The following is a 17796-nucleotide window of genomic DNA, read 5'->3' on the forward strand; positions in this document are numbered from 1 at the left end:
GTACGGACGTCAGCGAACTTCTACGAAGTTCCATGACTAATTATTGAGCCCCTTCGCTCTTTAATTTCTGGGCTCAGGCTAAAACAGTTTCCCAAGCTGTTTTACTCTCAATAATTCCGAGTGCCTGAACAACTGTGTTTCAGGCACTTTTCTCACAGCGGAAAGTTCCAGTTCCTTTTTCAATGACTCAAAAAAAAATTAAATTTTTCTTATTTTTTGAAGAATCAGCTGAGCTTTTTTATGTACTACATAGAAAGAGGCCGGACATATAGTCCGGTCTCTTTAAGCTGTAGTCGAAAAGTTGTGGTGAGTATTTTTTACTCCTCGGTCGCTTTCTCAGATGCTTCTAATTTTTTTCCAAGGTCGATAATATATTGTTTAAGATCATTTTTGACTTGAGGGTGTTTCAAGGCATAGTCGATCGAAGTTTTCATGAAGCCGAATTTATCACCAACATCGTAGCGTTGGCCTTTAAATTCACGGGCAAAGACTCGTTGGGTCTTATTGAGGGTGTCGATCGCATCCGTCAATTGAATTTCATTGCCAGCACCTGGTTCTTGATTTGCAAGAATATCAAAGATCTCAGGAGTTAAGAGGTAGCGTCCGATAATGGCAAGGTCACTTGGTGCCTGCTCGGGTGCTGGTTTTTCTACAAAGGTTTCAACGCTATAAAGTCCGTTGATTCCTTCTCCTTGCGGGGCAATGACTCCGTAAGCAGAAACCTCTTCGTGAGGGACTTTCATCACAGCGATCGTTGATGCATGGGTTTCATCGTAGTCGTTCATTAATTGTTTGGTCAATGGTAGGGCATCATCATTGGTGATATCCATGAGGTCATCTCCCAACATGACGACGAAAGGCTCATTTCCAACGAAGGCTTTAGCCTGAAGAACAGCGTCTCCAAGTCCACGGGGATGTTTTTGACGAATGAAGTGGAGACGCATCCCTGTTGTTTCGTCTACTAATTTCAAAAGGTCATTTTTCCCTTTTTCTTTGAGGTTATACTCTAGTTCAAAATTTGAATCGAAGTGGTCTTCGATTGAACGTTTTGATTTGCCCGTTACAACCAGAATGTCTTCGATACCTGATTTGAGAGCTTCCTCTACAATAAATTGGATCGTCGGTTTGTCAACGATTGGCAACATTTCTTTTGCCAGAGCTTTGGTAGCTGGGAGGAAGCGGGTCCCTAAGCCAGCTGCAGGAATGACTGCTTTTCTAACTTTAGTCATGCGGTTTCCTTTCTAAAAGGTAGGATTGATGTTAGGGTGGTTGACTTATTTCCACTCATTTTCTTCTTTAAATTCATTGCTCATCATGTGGTGGATGGCTTCGCGGATATCTTTCCCTTCGTAGATGACTTGGTAAATGGCTTGTGTAATCGGCATGTAGACATCCAGTTCTTGGGCCAGCTCGTGGGCGACTTTGGTCGTAGAGATCCCTTCAATGATCATGCCCATGTTGGCTTCGATATCTTCCAATTTTTCGCCACGTCCGAGAGCATCCCCAGCTCGCCAGTTGCGAGAGTGAACAGAAGTACCGGTAACGATCAAGTCACCAACCCCAGACAAACCGCTATAGGTCAAGGGGCTAGCTCCTAGCTTAACGCCAAGGCGCGTGATTTCAGCGAGACCACGCGTGATGATAGCTGCTTTGGCATTGTCACCATAACCAAGACCGTGCAGGGCCCCAGCTCCGACAGCAATGATATTCTTCAAGGCTCCAGCAGTTTCCACTCCGATAACATCGGTATTGGTGTAGAGGCGGAAGTAGTGATTGCTAAAGAGTTCTTGAACATAACGTGCGGCTTCTAAATCTATTGAGGCAGCTGTAATGAGGGTGATGTCCCGTACGATAGTTTCTTCGGCGTGACTAGGTCCAGAAACGACCACCACCTCGCTGCGAAGAGAAGCAGGAATTTCTTCTTCAAGGATTTGAGAAATTCGATCGTGTGTACCAGGTTCTAGCCCTTTAGAAGCATGCATGACTGTTACAGGGTGATCCAGTGTTTCAGCGACTTGTTTCGCCACCAAACGGGTCACCTTTGTAGGAACGACAAAGAGGATAGCGTCCACACCGTCCAAAGCTGCTTTCAAATCAGTCGTAGCAGTGATGTCTTCGCTAATAACGATATCTTTGAAATAGCGTTGATTGGTATGAGCGGTATTGATTTCATCGATTTGTTCTTGGATATTTCCCCAGAGACGGACTTCATGGCCGTTATCATTGAGGACTTGTGAAAGGGCTGTTCCCCATGAACCAGGACCCAATACTGCAACGGTTTGTTTTTCCATTGTATCTTCCATTTCTATGTCTATTTTTCAACAAGGCTAGAAATCTAGCGCTTGCGCCTTCGAAACGGCCGAATGTGTGCCTTGAAGGACGATTCTATTTTCCTCTCTATTTTAACATAATATAGGTAAAAAAACTTGTATGATCATCAATTGTTTTGTGAGGAAGGTGAGGGTGATAAATAAAATCTATCACGGTTTTAAAAAATACATATTAGACACTATCACTAATGGGTGGTAACATAAGTATTAGTAAAAATGAAGGAGGAATGAATATGTGCAGAACAATTGTTGGAGTATCCGCTAATCTCTGTCCGGTGGACCCGGAAGGGAAAAACCTTCATTCCTCTGTATCTAGTCAGTTTGCGGAAGGGATTCGTCAAGCAGGTGGACTTCCAATGGTCATCCCGATGGGGGATCCTTCCTTAGTTAAGGACTATGTTGAAACGATTGACAAATTGATCTTAAGTGGAGGCCAAAATGTCGATCCTAGTCTCTATGGCGAAGAAAAAACCATCGAAAGTGATGATTACAATATCGAACGGGACCAATTTGAGCTTGCCCTACTGAAGGAAGCAGTACGCCAAAACAAACCGGTTCTAGGAATCTGCCGTGGGGTTCAGTTGATCAATGTGGCTTTTGGAGGAACACTCAACCAAGAGATCGAAGGGCATTGGCAAGGACTTCCGTTTGGGACTTCCCATTCTATCCAGACTAAAAAAGGCAGTGTGGTGGAACAACTCTTTGGTCAGGCCAGTCGGATTAATTCTGTGCACCGCCAAAGTATCAAGGATCTTGCACCGAATTTCCGTGCGACCGCCTTTGATCCGCGCGATCACACCATCGAAGCCATTGAAGCTGTAGATGGTCATCGCATTATGGGCTTGCAATGGCATCCAGAATACCTGGTCAATGAAGAAAAAGGGAATTTAGAACTCTTCCGTTATTTATTACAGGAATTATAATGAAATTAGAGGTTGGACTTGAGGCGATCTCTTTTTTGTGTCTTAGAAAGGACGCAAAAATACTGGAAATAAGATCAGAAAACAGGACGGTCATCAATAAAAAAACAGGTCCATCTAGCAATGCTAGATGAAAACCTGTTTTAGAATTATTCGTCGCGTTTTTTGGCAACGAGCATGCTTCCAGCACCTGCAAGCGCAAGTCCTGCTGCAACAAGTCCAGCACTTACTGTTTCACCTGTAGAAGGAAGGGTATGTTTCTTATCTTCTTTTGGTTGACTTCCAGAAGGTTTATCTCCTTTTGGTTTGTCTGTTGACGGTGTAGTAGGCGGAGTTGGTGGTGTAGTAGGCGGAGTTGGTGGTGTGTTTGGTGGTGTGTTTGGTGGTGTTAGATAGTTTATAACTGTCCCCTTGTCTACTACAAGGTTAGGTGCAGCTTTTAATTCGCTAGCAGATACAGTAATAACATCCGTTAATAATTGGTAGCCAGCTGGCGCTGTCAACTCCTTAATAACATAATCTCTTGCTTCCAATCCAGTGAAGGAAACAAGACCATGCTCATCAGAAGTAGCAGTCGCTTGTCCTTCTCCATAAGGGTTGGCAACTGGTGTGACACCATCAGCTTCAAAGAGACCGAATACAGCGCCTGCAAGAGCATTTCCATCTGCGTCCACTTTATGCAACTGAATATTGTAAAGTTTTAATTTAGGTTTATCAACAGTCGGAGGAGTTGGTGGAATTGAAGTAAACGGTTTGTTAACGACATTTCCTTTATCTACTACACTGTTTGAAGCAACCAAATCACTAGCTGCGATCTTGATGACTTCATCTGATAATTGGTAACCGTCTGGAGCTGTAAGCTCTCTCACTACATAATCTTTTGCTTCTAATCCTGTAAAGGTTACAAGACCATTCGCATCTGAAGTCGCAGTCGCTTGACCTTCTCCATATGGGTTGGCAACTGGAGTTGTACCATCTGCCTCAAAGAGTCCAAAGACAGCTCCAACAAGTGGTTTCCCTTCATTGTTGACTTTATGTAATTGAATGCTGTAAAGTTTCAATTCAGGTTTGTCAACAGTTGGAGGAGTTGGCGGAATTGAAGTGAATGGTTTGTTGACCACTGTTCCTTTATCTACGACGAGGTTAGTCGCAGCTTTCAACTCGCTAGCAGAAACTTTAATCACATCTGTTGATAGTTGATAACCAGATGGGGCTGTCAGTTCTTTGATAACATAATCTCTTGCTTCCAATCCTGTAAAGGTTACAAGCCCCTTCTTACCTTCTTCATCTGATGAAGTAGCTGTCGCTTGACCTTCTCCATAAGGATTTGCTACAGGAGTACTACCATCAGCTTCAAAGAGACCAAATACAGCACCTGCAAGAGCATTTCCATCTGCGTTAGCTTTGTGCAATTGAATGTTGTACAGTTTCAATTCAGGTTTGTCAACAGTCGGTGGAGTTGGTGGGATTTCACTTGTAACAAAAGTATTTTTGAAAGATTTCTTCTCACCATATGCCACAGAAGCTTTGAGTGTATTGCTTGCATCATCTTTTGTGACAGTTACAGTCACATCAATAGTTCCTTCATCGTAGGTCATTCCTTTTGCTTTGCTTTCAGGAATAACTTCTTTAATCGTGTAGTGGAAGGTTTTTCCTGCGTCCTCTGATGAATATGAAATGTCATCAAAGGTTACCGTACCATCTGCAGCATTTTGTTTTGTTTGAAGAACTTTTCCGGTTTCATCCAACAATTGGAAATTGAATTCGCCATTCTTCAATTCAGCACCTTCTAAAATCTTGCTAGCTGAAATTTTAGCTTTTGCTGGTTGAGGAGCCGTATAAGTATTTGAGAAGGTTTTATTATCTGGATAAGCCACATCTGCTTTCAGGTTGTCGCCATCTTTTTTCACCTTAACAGTTACTTGTTTATCAGTCTTGTCATAGGTAATACCTGGGGTATTTCCAGCTACTTCCTTAACAGTGTAAGTGTGTTCACCTTCTTCGGTGTACTCAATTGGTGCAAATGTTACTTTTCCGTTTTTGTTTGTAACAGTTTGAAGCTTGTTAGCACCCTCGTACAATTCAAAGCTAAATTCACCATCTGTTAGATCACGTCCTGTAAGAGTTTTATCTAATTCGATGGTAGCTTGAGTTGCTTTAGGTTTTGCTTTTGGATTGACGATTGTCTTCGTCACTGATTTATCAGTTCCACTAAAGTCTTCAGCATTAACTGGGGTATCAGCAGTAGTAATGGTATAACCTTCAGGTGCTTGTAACTCAGTTAAGATGTATTTATCTTTTAAAAGACCATTGACTGTAATGTTACCTTTATCATCTGTTACATATTCCCCGATTACTTGGTTGTTGGCCTGACGTACCACTTTGAATTTAGCTCCAGCAAGTGGTTGGTTAGCATCATCTACTTTGTGAATATGAATGGTAAAGACATAACCAACACCAGAACCACCAGCAATTTGAACGGCAGCTTTATTTACTGCTTCTTTAGTATCGATGTTCTTACCTTTTAAAGTAGCCTGGTTATTTAAGATTTCCCCATCGACTGGTGAGTAATTTAAATGAACATCATACGTAATACGGTATTGATCCGTCTCACTAATATCTCCAAGATTCACAACAAATGATTGACCATTTTCACCAACAGTTACAGGATGTTCATTGGTTACATCCTTAGTATTATTAAATTGCCATCCACCATCGACATAAGACATCTCACCTTTTGTCACACGAAAACTATCTTTAACATAAGAAGCATTGGTAAATTGCAATGTGTCTTCTACTGTAACCTCTTTAATATTTTGCTTTAGTTGGTTCACAGAAATGGTATAGGAAATAGTCTTAGGGTCATCTTTGTGAACCCAACTTGTTTTCTTTAAAAGGTTTGGATCACCATCACCAACCCCTTTAAAGGTAACTTTACCTGCAATAATTGTTTTGTTGTTAACCGTCACTTCAACCGGAATTTCTCCTTGTTGAGGGTGCTTTTTGAAGTCGATACGGGCATAGAAGAAGAACGATCCATTTGTATCGGAATGTTTTTCAACATAGTCTGTATACGTTAATGTTAATTTTTTATTTTCAGCATCAACAGTAGCATGAGCGATAATTTCATTTGTGTTAATATCGCGAATTTCAAAACTATCGGATGTGATAATTAATGCATCTGGTACGGTAACTGTAGTTTGGTCACCTGCTTTAACATTTTTACCTGCTAAATCATATGTTGCATTAATACGGAACGTTGCCCATTGTCCTAATTCCCAATCAAGGTTGCCGCCTTCATTATTGGAAACTTGTATGTTTGAAATTGTATCGACCCATTTTCCGCTTACTGTCACTCCAGGAGTTTCTGCTGAAGTGCGATTCAGACCTAAAGCGAAAAGCATGGCCACTAAACAAAGGACAAATGAGAAAATTTTGATATTCCTATTCTTCATCTTATCTTCCCTTTTCATAAAAAAATTAGTGCCTAATCATCAATACCTGATTACTTTTAACGATATGGACCTTTCAAATCCTATCTGTTGGTAATTAGAATTGAGTGCTGAGACACGACCTCCATTAAATAATTTTATAGGGTAAAATATTTTACTTTTAAAATTATTCCCTACACAGGGAATTATAGCAAAAATAATAATTGGCTTCAAGCTAAAATCGGTGAAATTAGGTGTTTTTAAGCTGTTTCATTAACTTTCACTTTCTTTTAGAAAACAACCATGAAAGTATCATATAATTTACAAATAATGAAGGTGAAAAAGGAGGTTTTTACTCAAAAAATACGAATAGTAGTATAGGGGAGACGCTAGGGCAAAGTGATGGTATAATAGAAGAGATGGAAACTATTTAGATAAAAGAGGAATTATGATGACAAAAATTCGCGGATTTGAGCTTGTATCAAGCTATACCAATCAGGACTTACTGCCAAAACGGGAAACGGCCCACGCGGCTGGTTACGACTTAAAGGTGGCAGAGCGCACGGTGATTGCTCCAGGGGAAATCGTCCTCGTGCCAACTGGGGTCAAGGCCTATATGCAAGCGGGTGAAGTGCTTTATCTTTACGATCGCTCGTCCAACCCTCGCAAAAAAGGCCTGGTCTTGATCAACTCTGTGGGGGTCATTGATGGAGACTACTATGGCAATCCAGGAAATGAAGGCCATATCTTTGCTCAGATGAAAAATATTACCGACCAGGAAGTTGTTCTTGAAGTTGGTGAACGTGTGGTTCAGGCTGTCTTTGCACCATTCTTGATTGCCGATGGAGATGAAGCAGACGGCGTGCGTACTGGTGGATTTGGTTCGACAGGGAAATAGAGGAATAAAATGGCAGACTATTTATTAGTTGTAGACATGCAGTCAGATTATGTTGCTGTAGGAAAAGCATATCATGAAGAACTGACTGCAGCTGTAAATGACAAAATTGCTACCTATCCTAGCGAACGAGTTATCTATATTCTCAATCGTTTTTTCTGGGAGAGAAAAGATAGAAAGAAGAAATTTACGACCGGCTTGCTGGTTGTATCTTCTCGTATTTTTGAGAAGCGTCGGGCTTCTTGCTTTACTAATCCAGATTTAAAAGATTTTTTAGAGGGAAACGGTGCTAAAAGCATAGAGTTTATAGGGGTGGATGGCAATGGCTGTGTCAAGGCTTCCGTTTTGGCAGCTGTCAAGGAGAATTATCAGGTTTCTGTCGATTTGTCTGCTGTCGGAGTTGCCAACCAAAAGAAATTTCAAAATACATTGTATAAGTGGCGCTCTATAGGAGTCGCAGTAGAAGGAGAATCATCATAGCTAAGAAAAAAACGACTTTTATTTGTCAAAATTGTGCCTACAATTCACCCAAGTATCTAGGCCGCTGTCCAAACTGTGGATCTTGGTCTTCTTTTGTCGAGGAAGTTGAGGTCACCGAGGTTAAGAATGCGCGTGTGTCCTTGACGGGTGAAAAGACCAAACCCATGAAATTAGCTGAGGTGACTTCTATCAATGTGCATCGAACTAAGACGGAGATGGAGGAGTTTAACCGAGTGCTTGGTGGCGGGGTTGTGCCAGGAAGTCTCGTCCTCATCGGTGGGGATCCTGGGATTGGGAAATCGACCCTTCTCCTTCAAGTGTCGACCCAGCTATCTCAAGTGGGAACGGTTCTCTATGTCAGTGGAGAGGAGTCGGCCCAGCAGATCAAACTCCGTGCAGAGCGCTTGGGGGATATCGACAGTGAGTTTTATCTCTATGCTGAGACTAATATGCAGAGCGTGCGAGCAGAAGTAGAGAGAATTCAGCCAGATTTTCTCATCATCGACTCCATCCAGACTATCATGTCTCCTGAGATTTCAGGGGTGCAGGGATCAGTCTCTCAGGTTCGTGAGGTAACGGCTGAGCTCATGCAGCTGGCCAAGACCAATAATATCGCCATCTTTATCGTCGGTCATGTGACCAAAGAAGGAACCTTGGCAGGACCTCGGATGCTGGAACACATGGTGGATACGGTGCTCTACTTTGAGGGCGAGCGCCACCATACCTTCCGGATTCTGAGAGCGGTCAAAAACCGCTTTGGCTCGACCAATGAGATCGGGATCTTTGAGATGCAGTCAGGTGGCTTGGTCGAGGTCCTCAATCCGAGTCAGGTTTTTCTGGAAGAACGTTTGGATGGAGCAACTGGTTCGTCAATCGTTGTGACTATGGAGGGGACGCGGCCTATTCTTGCAGAAGTACAGGCTTTGGTGACTCCGACTATGTTTGGGAATGCCAAGCGGACGACGACAGGGCTTGATTTTAACCGGGCTAGTCTCATCATGGCAGTGCTAGAAAAACGAGCAGGCCTCTTGCTTCAAAATCAAGATGCCTACCTCAAGTCTGCAGGTGGTGTCAAGTTGGATGAGCCAGCTATCGACCTAGCCGTAGCCGTAGCCATTGCCTCCAGCTACAAGGACAAGCCAACCAACCCGCAAGAGTGTTTCGTTGGAGAGTTGGGCTTGACAGGAGAAGTCCGCCGGGTCAATCGGATCGAACAACGCATCAATGAAGCTGCCAAGCTCGGTTTTACCAAGATTTATGTTCCGAAAAATTCTCTGACGGGGATTTCGACACCATCTGGGATCGAAGTGGTCGGTGTAAGTACACTGTCTGAAGTCTTGAAGAAAGTATTTTAATTTTAATAGTAGAAAAGTCTTAAACGGGAAGTTTAAGGCTTTTTTTCAGATGTGACAGATGACGGGAGGTCCCCTCTGACAGAAATAGTGAGTTGTGGTAAAATAATAGATGATTTGAATTTCAAAGGAATAAAGGAGAGACCATGTCTTATTTTGATAATTTTTTAACAGCCAACCAAGCTTATGTGGCGCTACATGGAGACCTCCGTCTTCCCATTAAGCCCAAAACACAAGTAGCCATTGTGACCTGTATGGATTCCCGGCTTCACGTAGCGCCTGCACTAGGTCTGGCTCTTGGAGATGCCCACATTTTGCGGAATGCTGGAGGGCGCGTGACCGATGATATGATTCGCTCCTTGGTTATTTCCCAGCAACAGATGGGAACCCGCGAAATCGTCGTCTTGCACCATACAGACTGTGGCGCACAAACCTTTGAAAACGAAGCTTTCCGGCAGCATCTAAAGAAAGAACTGGGAGTAGATGTGGGAGGGCGTGACTTCCTCCCCTTTCAAGACATTGAAGAGAGTGTCCGTGAAGATATGGAGCTTTTAAAAGCTTCCCCTTTGATTCCAGAGGATGTAGTGATTTCAGGAGCTGTGTATGATGTGGATACCGGATTGATCTCCGAAGTGAAATAAAATAGAAGAGTTCAAGAAAACAAAACGACTTTGTTTTCTTGAACTCTTTTTTATTGGCGTAAAAAAATTGAACCAAATAGGAAAAAATGTGACAATTTGGCACAAAATATTAAAAAATATGTGGTATAATATAACATTTTAACAAGAATATTACAATTAAATTTCAACAGATTGACTCTTGATGTCAAGAATGTTACAATTTTATTTGTATCATGGAATCATGAAATATGAAAAAGGAGATCCTATAAATGAAGGATATTTTCAATAGACGCCAACGCTTTTCTTTACGAAAATATAGCATTGGGGTTTGTTCTGTTCTCTTAGGAACAGCGCTCTTTGCTGCAGGTGCTCAATCTGCGTCAGCGGATGAAGCAAAAGCAGCCTCTGGACCTGCAGAAACAGCAACTTCAGAAACGCAACCTGCTGCAACAGAATCAAGTCAAACAGAAGCACCTGGTGCTTCTAAGGCATACGGGGAAGGAGCATCAGTTCCAAAAATTGACCGTTCTGGGACTGCTGCTGCAACTTCAGAAACACCAGCTCCAGCAACTGAAAAAGCTGAAGTAGCTGAAACACCAGCTGCTACAGAAAACAAGGAAGCGAAAGCTGAAGAAGCTGCAAAACCAGCTAAAGCTGAAACTAAAAAATCTGAAGAAGCTCCAAAAACGACAGCGTCATCAGAAACCAGCAAACCTGTAGAGAAGAAAAAAGAGTCAAGCTCTAAACCAGCTTCTACAACAGCGGCTACCACAGCTCAACCTACTGCAACTTCTGCTGCAGCAGGTGAAAGCTCAGAAAGAGCAGCTGCAAGAGAAGAAGCAGCTACACCAGCAGGAACGACTACTTTTTCAGCTACTGTAAGTTCAGCAGCTCCGATCACTGGTACAGAAGCAGCTGCGCAATCAGATAGAGTAGCAAGTACAAATGCTGCTGTGGCTGTGGCAAATGCTAATGAAGAACGTACAAATGCAGGAGCTTTAGCTGTAAGTAGCCGTCGTCGTGGTAAACGTGCTTTGACAGACCATAATGTGACACCGATTGATGTTGTAACGACCATTGCTTCGAATGTTTCTGCTAACCCTGACATGACAGATCCTAACGGAGCATCTGTGCACTCTCAAACAATTCCAGCTGGTTACCAAGCTAAAGAAGGAGATTTCTATACTTTTGGTATCTGGAATTTGACAAAATTTAATGCCCGTTACAACACAAACTACTATGCACGTGCTTATAAAAACTTTGATAGTTCGACAGATACTACAGTTGAACTGATCGATAAGAATACAGGTGCTGTTGTTGAAACACATACAGTCACTGCAACTAGTGGTGTTCAAAAATTCACTACAACCACTCCAAAATCTAATAATGAGTTGACACTGCAAGTGGATTACCAAGCAGGGGCTGGTCAAGGTCCTGGTAAAACAGACCAACCATTCATTCAAATGGGATTTGAAGTTGGTCCAGCGATTCAAGCTTTGGTAGCTGCTGGTCATAACCTGACTCCAGCTGAACAAGCCCGCTTTGATGCTGTTTATGACGCACGTAATTCAAATGATATCTTAAATGCAGTTGAACCTACATATAATGGTCGTCAAGTTACAGATACAAACTTTAAGATCCCTGCCAATGTTGAAAAGACCACTTACTATAAACTTGTTGACAAGAAAAACCCTACCTACAAGGAAACTGGTAAGTCTGTTACAACTCAGGACTATAAAGAAAATGGCAATGAAACTGAGTTAGCTAAATATACTCTAAAAGCTATGGAAGGGCAAAAATTCACAGCTTCTGGAGAACGCCAATTTACCAAGCAAACTGAAGATCTTGGAAATGGTATTACTAAAGAGACAGTTTATAAACTTTATCAAACGGTAGATCCAGATACAACTTCTGGTTATGTAAGCCGTCCTTACACCGTTGGTACCAAATTCATGGATGCTGAGCGTGCAGGAATTAAGCGTATCAAAGAAATTGTGGGTGAAGATGGATCTGTAGTGGTTCGTGTTTACCTACTAGATCCCAAACAACAAAGCAAACGTTCGGATGGTACTTTGAACACTGACGGTTATATGCTTTTAGCGGAGACCAAACCAATCAAGCCGGGAGAAGCTAATACTGAAGAACTAGTAGTCAAAAAGACACCGCTTACAACGATTGCGCATACGGTAACTGATCCAAAAACTGGTGCAAAAACGAACTATCCAAACGGTAAGACAGTTCCGTTCGATTTCCAATGGGCTGCTGGCTACACTCCGTATAAGACAGTCTTTGTTCCTTTCTTGGGAGACAATATCGGTCACCTTTCACCAAATTCACAATTGGAACGTGGAGTAGGAGGTATTGGTACCAACGTTGACTTGCTCAACTCCTTGACACCATACAAACAACCAATCTACTACTATGACAAGACAGAAACCATCAAGGTAAAACCAGAAGTTGAAAAACAACTTGAGGGACGTGTGCTTGTTGATGGTGAGTTCAGCTTCAAGATTAAGGAAAACTCATCTTCGCCTGGTGTGGAAGAAACTGTCACAAATAAAAATGGTAAGGCAAGCTTCTCAGAATTGTCATTTAAAAAAGAAGGTACTTATACATATACCATCACTGAAGTAAAAGGTGCAGATAAGGATGTCGACTATGATGCTATGGAAGTAACCATGACTGTAAAGGTTACGAAAGACGCTAATGGTGATTTGCAAGCTTCAGTTAAGTACACTGGTGAAGGTGGATTCAAATCAAGTGCAGATGATAAAATCTTCAACAACTACGTTGTAGCTCCAGTTAAGACTCGTTTTGACTTCAGCAAGGCTCTTGCAGGTCGTGAGTTGAAAGAAGGCGAATTTAGCTTTGTATTGAAAGATTCAACTGGTAAGACTCTTCAAACCAAGACCAATACTAAACAAGGTGTTGTAGCCTTTGATGATTTAACTTTTGACAATACACAAGTTGGTACGCACAAGTATACTGTAGAAGAAGTTCAAGGTTCTGAAGCAGGAATGACTTATGACCCAATGAAAGCTGAAGTAACAATTACTGTTACTAAGGAAGGGCACGTTCTTAAAGCGACAAATACACTTCCTGCAGATAGAGAGTTCAACAATACCTTCACACCTGTTGCTACACAAGCTCAATTCAAGTTCACTAAGAAATTGGAAGGGAAAGAGCTTACTAAGGATGCCTTCACATTTGAATTGCTTGAAAATGGTAACGTCATCCAAACTAAACAAAATGCAGCGGATGGAACCATCCAATTCGATGCAATCTCGTACGCTGCTGCAGGTACACATACTTACACTGTACGTGAAAAAGCTGGAACAGATACGAATATCGATTATGATCCAATGAACGCTGTTGTGACTGTTAACGTCACAAAAGACGCTCAAACTGGTCTTTTGAACGCTGCAGTTACTATGCCGGCAGATACAGAGTTTAACAACTTTGCAGTAGCTCCAGTTAAGACTCGTTTCGACTTCAGCAAAGCCCTTGCAGGCCGTGAGTTGAAAGAAGGCGAATTTACATTTGTATTGAAAGATGCAAATGGTAAGACTCTTCAAACCAAGACCAATACTAAACAAGGTGTTGTAGCCTTTGATAATTTGACCTTTGACAATACACAAGTAGGTGTTCACAAGTATACTGTAGAAGAAGTCCAAGGTTCTGAAGCAGGAATGACTTACGACCCAATGAAAGCTGAAGTAACAATTACTGTTACGAAAGAAGGTCACGTTCTTAAAGCAACAAATGCTCTTCCTGCAGATACAGAGTTCAACAATACCTTCACACCTGCTGCAACTCAAGCTCAATTCAAGTTCACTAAACGTCTTGAAGGGAAAGAGCTTACAAAGGATGCCTTCACATTCGAATTGCTTGAAAATGGCAATGTGATCCAAACCAAGAAAAATGCAGCAGATGGATCTATCACATTTGATGCGATTGAATACAACGCTGTAGGTGAACACACTTACACTGTACGTGAAGTAGCTGGCGCAGATACAAACATCGACTACGATTCAATGAATGCAGTCGTAACTGTTAATGTAACCAAAAATGCAGCTACAGGTATCTTGAGCGCAGCTGTTACAATGCCAGAAGACACTGAGTTTAACAACTATGTGGTTTCTCCAGTTGTAACGAAATTTGACTTCACTAAGAAGTTGGCTGGCCGTAAATTGGCTGCAGGCGAATTCAGCTTCGTATTGAAAGATGCTGCTGGTAACAAAGTTGAAACAGTGAAAAATGATGCTGACGGTAACGTAACCTTCTCAGAATTGTCATTCGACAATACGAAAGTTGGTACTCATACGTATACAGTAGAAGAAGTGATTCCTGAAAACAAAGAATTTGGAATGACTTACGACCAAATGAAGGCGACTGTTACAGTTGAAGTTGCCAAGAACGGTCACTCATTGACAACTGTTACAAACGTTACCTCAACTGGTGGTAAAGATGCCAACGGTAAGGCTACTGATGGTACTGCAGATAAAGAATTCAACAACAAAGTCACTCCTCCAGAAACTCCAGAATTCCAACCAGAAAAATTTGTCGTTTCTAAAGAGAAATATGACATCACTGGTAACAAGTTGATGGATGACGACAATGAGTTAACAAATGAATACACTGAAACAAATGCGGATCCATATGTAGACAAGACAACTAACAACGAACCAGAAAACTTGAATACGAAGACAGTTAAACGTGGTTCTAAATTGGTTTACCAAGTATGGCTTGATACAACTAAATTCACTGAAGCGAACAACATCCAATACGTTGGTGTATCTGATACATACGACGCTGATAAATTGGACGTCAATGCAGCGGACATCAAAGCATATGATTCAGTAACTGGTGCAGAAGTAACCAATAAATTCGACATCAAAGTTGAAAATGGTACAATCACTGCAACTTCTAAAGATGAATTTATCAAAGATAAAGTAAACGCTCCTGTTATCGACACAACTAAGTTCGAGTTTGGACGTTACTATAAATTTGATATTCCAGCAACTGTGAAAGAATCTGTTAAAGCTGGTGCTGATATTGAAAATACAGCCAACCAAACAGTTCACGTTTACAACCCAGTAAGCAAGACAGTTGAAAAACCTGAAAAACCAACACAAAAACGTGTCAACAGCGTTCCAGTTCCAGTGGAAATGAACTTCACGAAACGTTTGGAAGGTCGTGAACTTCAAGCCAAGGAATTCGAATTCGTATTGAAGAAAGACGGCGTTGAAGTTGAACGCGTGAAGAATGACGCTGCTGGTAAGATTGTCTTCAAGACTCTTGAATTTGGTCGTGATGATCTTGGTAAGACTTACAACTACACAGTAGAAGAAACTCCTGGTACAGATGCAACTGTCAAATACGACACAATGGTTGCTACTGTTAAAGTAGTTGTTTCACACGATGGTACAGCAAAAGCAATTGTTGCCAACGTAACAGATGCAGCTGATAAAGAATTTAACAACCGTGTAACTCCTCCAACAGAACCTAAGTTCCAACCAGAGAAATACGTTGTTTCTAAAGAGAAATACGATATCACTGGTGACAAGCTTGTTGACGATGATAGAGAGTTGGCAGACAAGTACGCAGATACAAATGCGAACCCATATGCAGACGATGCATCAAACAACGAAGCAGAAAACTTGAATACTAAGACTGTTGAACGTGGTTCTAAATTGGTTTACCAAGTATGGTTGGATACAACTAAATTTGATACAGCTAACAAGGACAACATCCAAACAGTTGGTATCTCAGATAACTATGATGAAGCTAAATTAAATCTTAATGCGGCTGACATCAAAGCTTATGACTCTGTAACAGGTGCAGAAGTAACTGATAAATTCGATATCGCTGTCAACAACGGTGTGATCACTGCTAACTTGAAAGCTGGCTTCACGAAGTCACTTGGCGATGCAGAAAACACACAAGTCATCGACACAACTAAATTCGAATTTGGACGCTACTATAAATTTGATATCCCAACAACAGTGAAAGACGATGTGGTAGCTGGTGCAGATATCGAAAATACTGCGGCTCAAGTAGTTAACTATTACAACCCAACTACTAAGAAAGTTGAAAAACCTGAAAAACCAACTGAAAAACGTGTCAACAATGTTCCAATCTCAGTAGAATTTAACTTCACTAAGAAATTGGAAGGACGTGAACTGAAAGCTAACGAATTCACATTCGAGTTGAAAGACAGCGACAATGTTGTGATTGCGACTGCAACCAACGACGCAAACGGTAACTTCAAGTTCACTCCAGTTGATTACACAAACAAAGCTGGTAAAACTGTCACTGCCCTTAAATACCAGAAGGGTCAAGAAGGTACTTACAAGTACACTGTAACAGAGGTTAAGGGTACAGACTCAACTGTCACTTATGATGAAATGTCTGCAGTTGTAACCGTTACTGTTTCTCATGACGGTACTGCCAAAGCCTTGATCACAAACGTGACAGAACCTGCTGATAAAGAATTCAACAACAAGGTAACTCCACCAACAGAACCTAAGTTCCAACCAGAGAAATACGTTGTTTCTAAAGCGAAATTCGATATTACAGGTACTAAGCTCGTTGATGACGATTCTGAATTGACAGATAAATATGGTGAAACAAACACCAATCCATATGTCGATACAACTGCCAACAACGAAGATGAAAACTTGAATACTAAGACAGTTGAACGTGGTCAAAAACTTTACTACCAAGTATGGTTGGATACAACTAAATTCTCAGCAACTAACAAAGAAAATATCCAAACAGTAGGAATCACAGATAACTACGACAAGGATAAATTGACTGTTAATGCGTCAGATATCAAGGTTTACGATTCAGTTACTGGTGCAGACGTTACGACGAAATTCGATATCTCTGATAACAATGGTGTTCTGACAGCGAACCTGAAAGATGGCTTCACGAAGTCACTTGGCGACGCTGAAAATACTCAAATCATTGATACTACTAAGTTCGAATTTGGACGCTACTATAAATTTGATATCCCAGCAACAGTGAAAGACGATGTCGTAGCTGGTGCAGATATCGAAAACAAGGCAGCACAAGTTGTTAACTACTACAACCCAGTAAGCAAGACTGTTGAAAAACCAAACAAACCAACTGAAAAACGTGTTAACAGTGTTCCAATCTCAGTAGAATTCAACTTCACTAAGAAATTGGAAGGCCGTGATCTGAAAGCTGGCGAATTCACATTCGAGTTGAAAGACAGCGACAATGTTGTGATTGCAACTGCAACCAACGATGCAGCTGGTAAGATCAAGTTTGCTCCAGTAGATTACACTAATAAAGCTGGTGAAACTGTTACTGCCCTTAAATACAAGAAGGGTCAAGAAGGTACTTACAAGTACACTGTGACAGAGGTTAAGGGTACAGACGCAACTGTCGATTACGACACAATGGCTGCAGTTGTAACTGTTACTGTTTCTCATGATGGTACAGCCAAAGCCTTGATCACAAACGTGACAGAACCAGCTGATAAAGAATTCAATAACACAGTTCGTCCACCAGAAGAACCTAAGTTCCAACCAGAGAAATATGTCTTGAATACAGAGAAATTCTCTATCACTGATAACAAGCTTCTTGATGATGATGCCGAGTTGACTGATAAATATGGTGAAACAAATACTGATCCATATGTAGACAAAACAGACAACAATGAAGCAGAAAATATCAATACGAAGACTGTGAAACGTGGCGACAAGTTGGTTTACCAAGTATGGTTGGATACAACTAAATT

Annotated in this window: 9 protein-coding genes; 6 read left to right on the forward strand and 3 right to left on the reverse strand. The window is 41.5% G+C overall.

Annotated elements, in window-relative coordinates:
* Positions 1–317: 317 nt before the first annotated feature.
* The gene (gene galU, locus ADG03_RS05395; protein ID WP_049472285.1) at positions 318–1229 is read right to left on the reverse strand and encodes a UTP--glucose-1-phosphate uridylyltransferase GalU; all 912 of its coding nucleotides are present in this window, start codon (positions 1227–1229) and stop codon (positions 318–320) included.
* Between the two features lie 45 nt (positions 1230–1274).
* Positions 1275–2291 carry an NAD(P)H-dependent glycerol-3-phosphate dehydrogenase gene (locus ADG03_RS05400; RefSeq protein ID WP_023919779.1) on the reverse strand — a complete coding sequence of 339 codons (1017 nt, stop codon included), beginning with the start codon at positions 2289–2291 and terminating at the stop codon, positions 1275–1277.
* A gap of 272 nt (positions 2292–2563) precedes the next feature.
* Here ADG03_RS05400 and ADG03_RS05405 point away from each other — a divergent pair, with 272 nt between their 5' ends.
* Positions 2564–3253: a gamma-glutamyl-gamma-aminobutyrate hydrolase family protein gene (locus ADG03_RS05405; RefSeq protein ID WP_003012927.1), complete on the forward strand. Its 690-nt coding sequence runs from the start codon at positions 2564–2566 to the stop codon at positions 3251–3253.
* A gap of 146 nt (positions 3254–3399) precedes the next feature.
* Here ADG03_RS05405 and ADG03_RS11975 read toward each other — a convergent pair whose 3' ends face one another.
* The gene (locus ADG03_RS11975) at positions 3400–6705 is read right to left on the reverse strand and encodes a SpaA isopeptide-forming pilin-related protein (protein ID WP_049472284.1); all 3306 of its coding nucleotides are present in this window, start codon (positions 6703–6705) and stop codon (positions 3400–3402) included.
* Positions 6706–7132: 427 nt separating this feature from the next.
* On the opposite strand from ADG03_RS11975, the gene ADG03_RS05415 reads away from it, so the two are divergent.
* The 5 genes from ADG03_RS05415 to ADG03_RS05435 all read left to right on the forward strand — a co-directional run.
* The gene (locus ADG03_RS05415; RefSeq protein ID WP_023919767.1) at positions 7133–7579 is read left to right on the forward strand and encodes a dUTP diphosphatase; all 447 of its coding nucleotides are present in this window, start codon (positions 7133–7135) and stop codon (positions 7577–7579) included.
* Between the two features lie 9 nt (positions 7580–7588).
* On the forward strand, positions 7589–8056 hold the full coding sequence (locus tag ADG03_RS05420) for an isochorismatase family protein (RefSeq protein WP_049472283.1): 468 nt from the start codon (positions 7589–7591) through the stop codon (positions 8054–8056).
* Between the two features lie 20 nt (positions 8057–8076).
* On the forward strand, positions 8077–9411 hold the full coding sequence (gene radA / locus ADG03_RS05425) for a DNA repair protein RadA (protein ID WP_239667183.1): 1335 nt from the start codon (positions 8077–8079) through the stop codon (positions 9409–9411).
* Between the two features lie 143 nt (positions 9412–9554).
* A complete protein-coding gene (locus ADG03_RS05430; protein ID WP_049472280.1) occupies positions 9555–10049 on the forward strand; it encodes a beta-class carbonic anhydrase in 495 nt (164 codons plus the stop codon).
* A gap of 248 nt (positions 10050–10297) precedes the next feature.
* The coding region (locus ADG03_RS05435; protein WP_049520969.1) for a Spy0128 family protein at positions 10298–17796 on the forward strand (7499 nt) is incomplete at its 3' end.

Origin of the sequence: Streptococcus parasanguinis (genome assembly GCF_001069785.1) — a bacterium.
Classification (GTDB): Bacteria; Bacillota; Bacilli; order Lactobacillales; family Streptococcaceae; genus Streptococcus; species Streptococcus parasanguinis_T.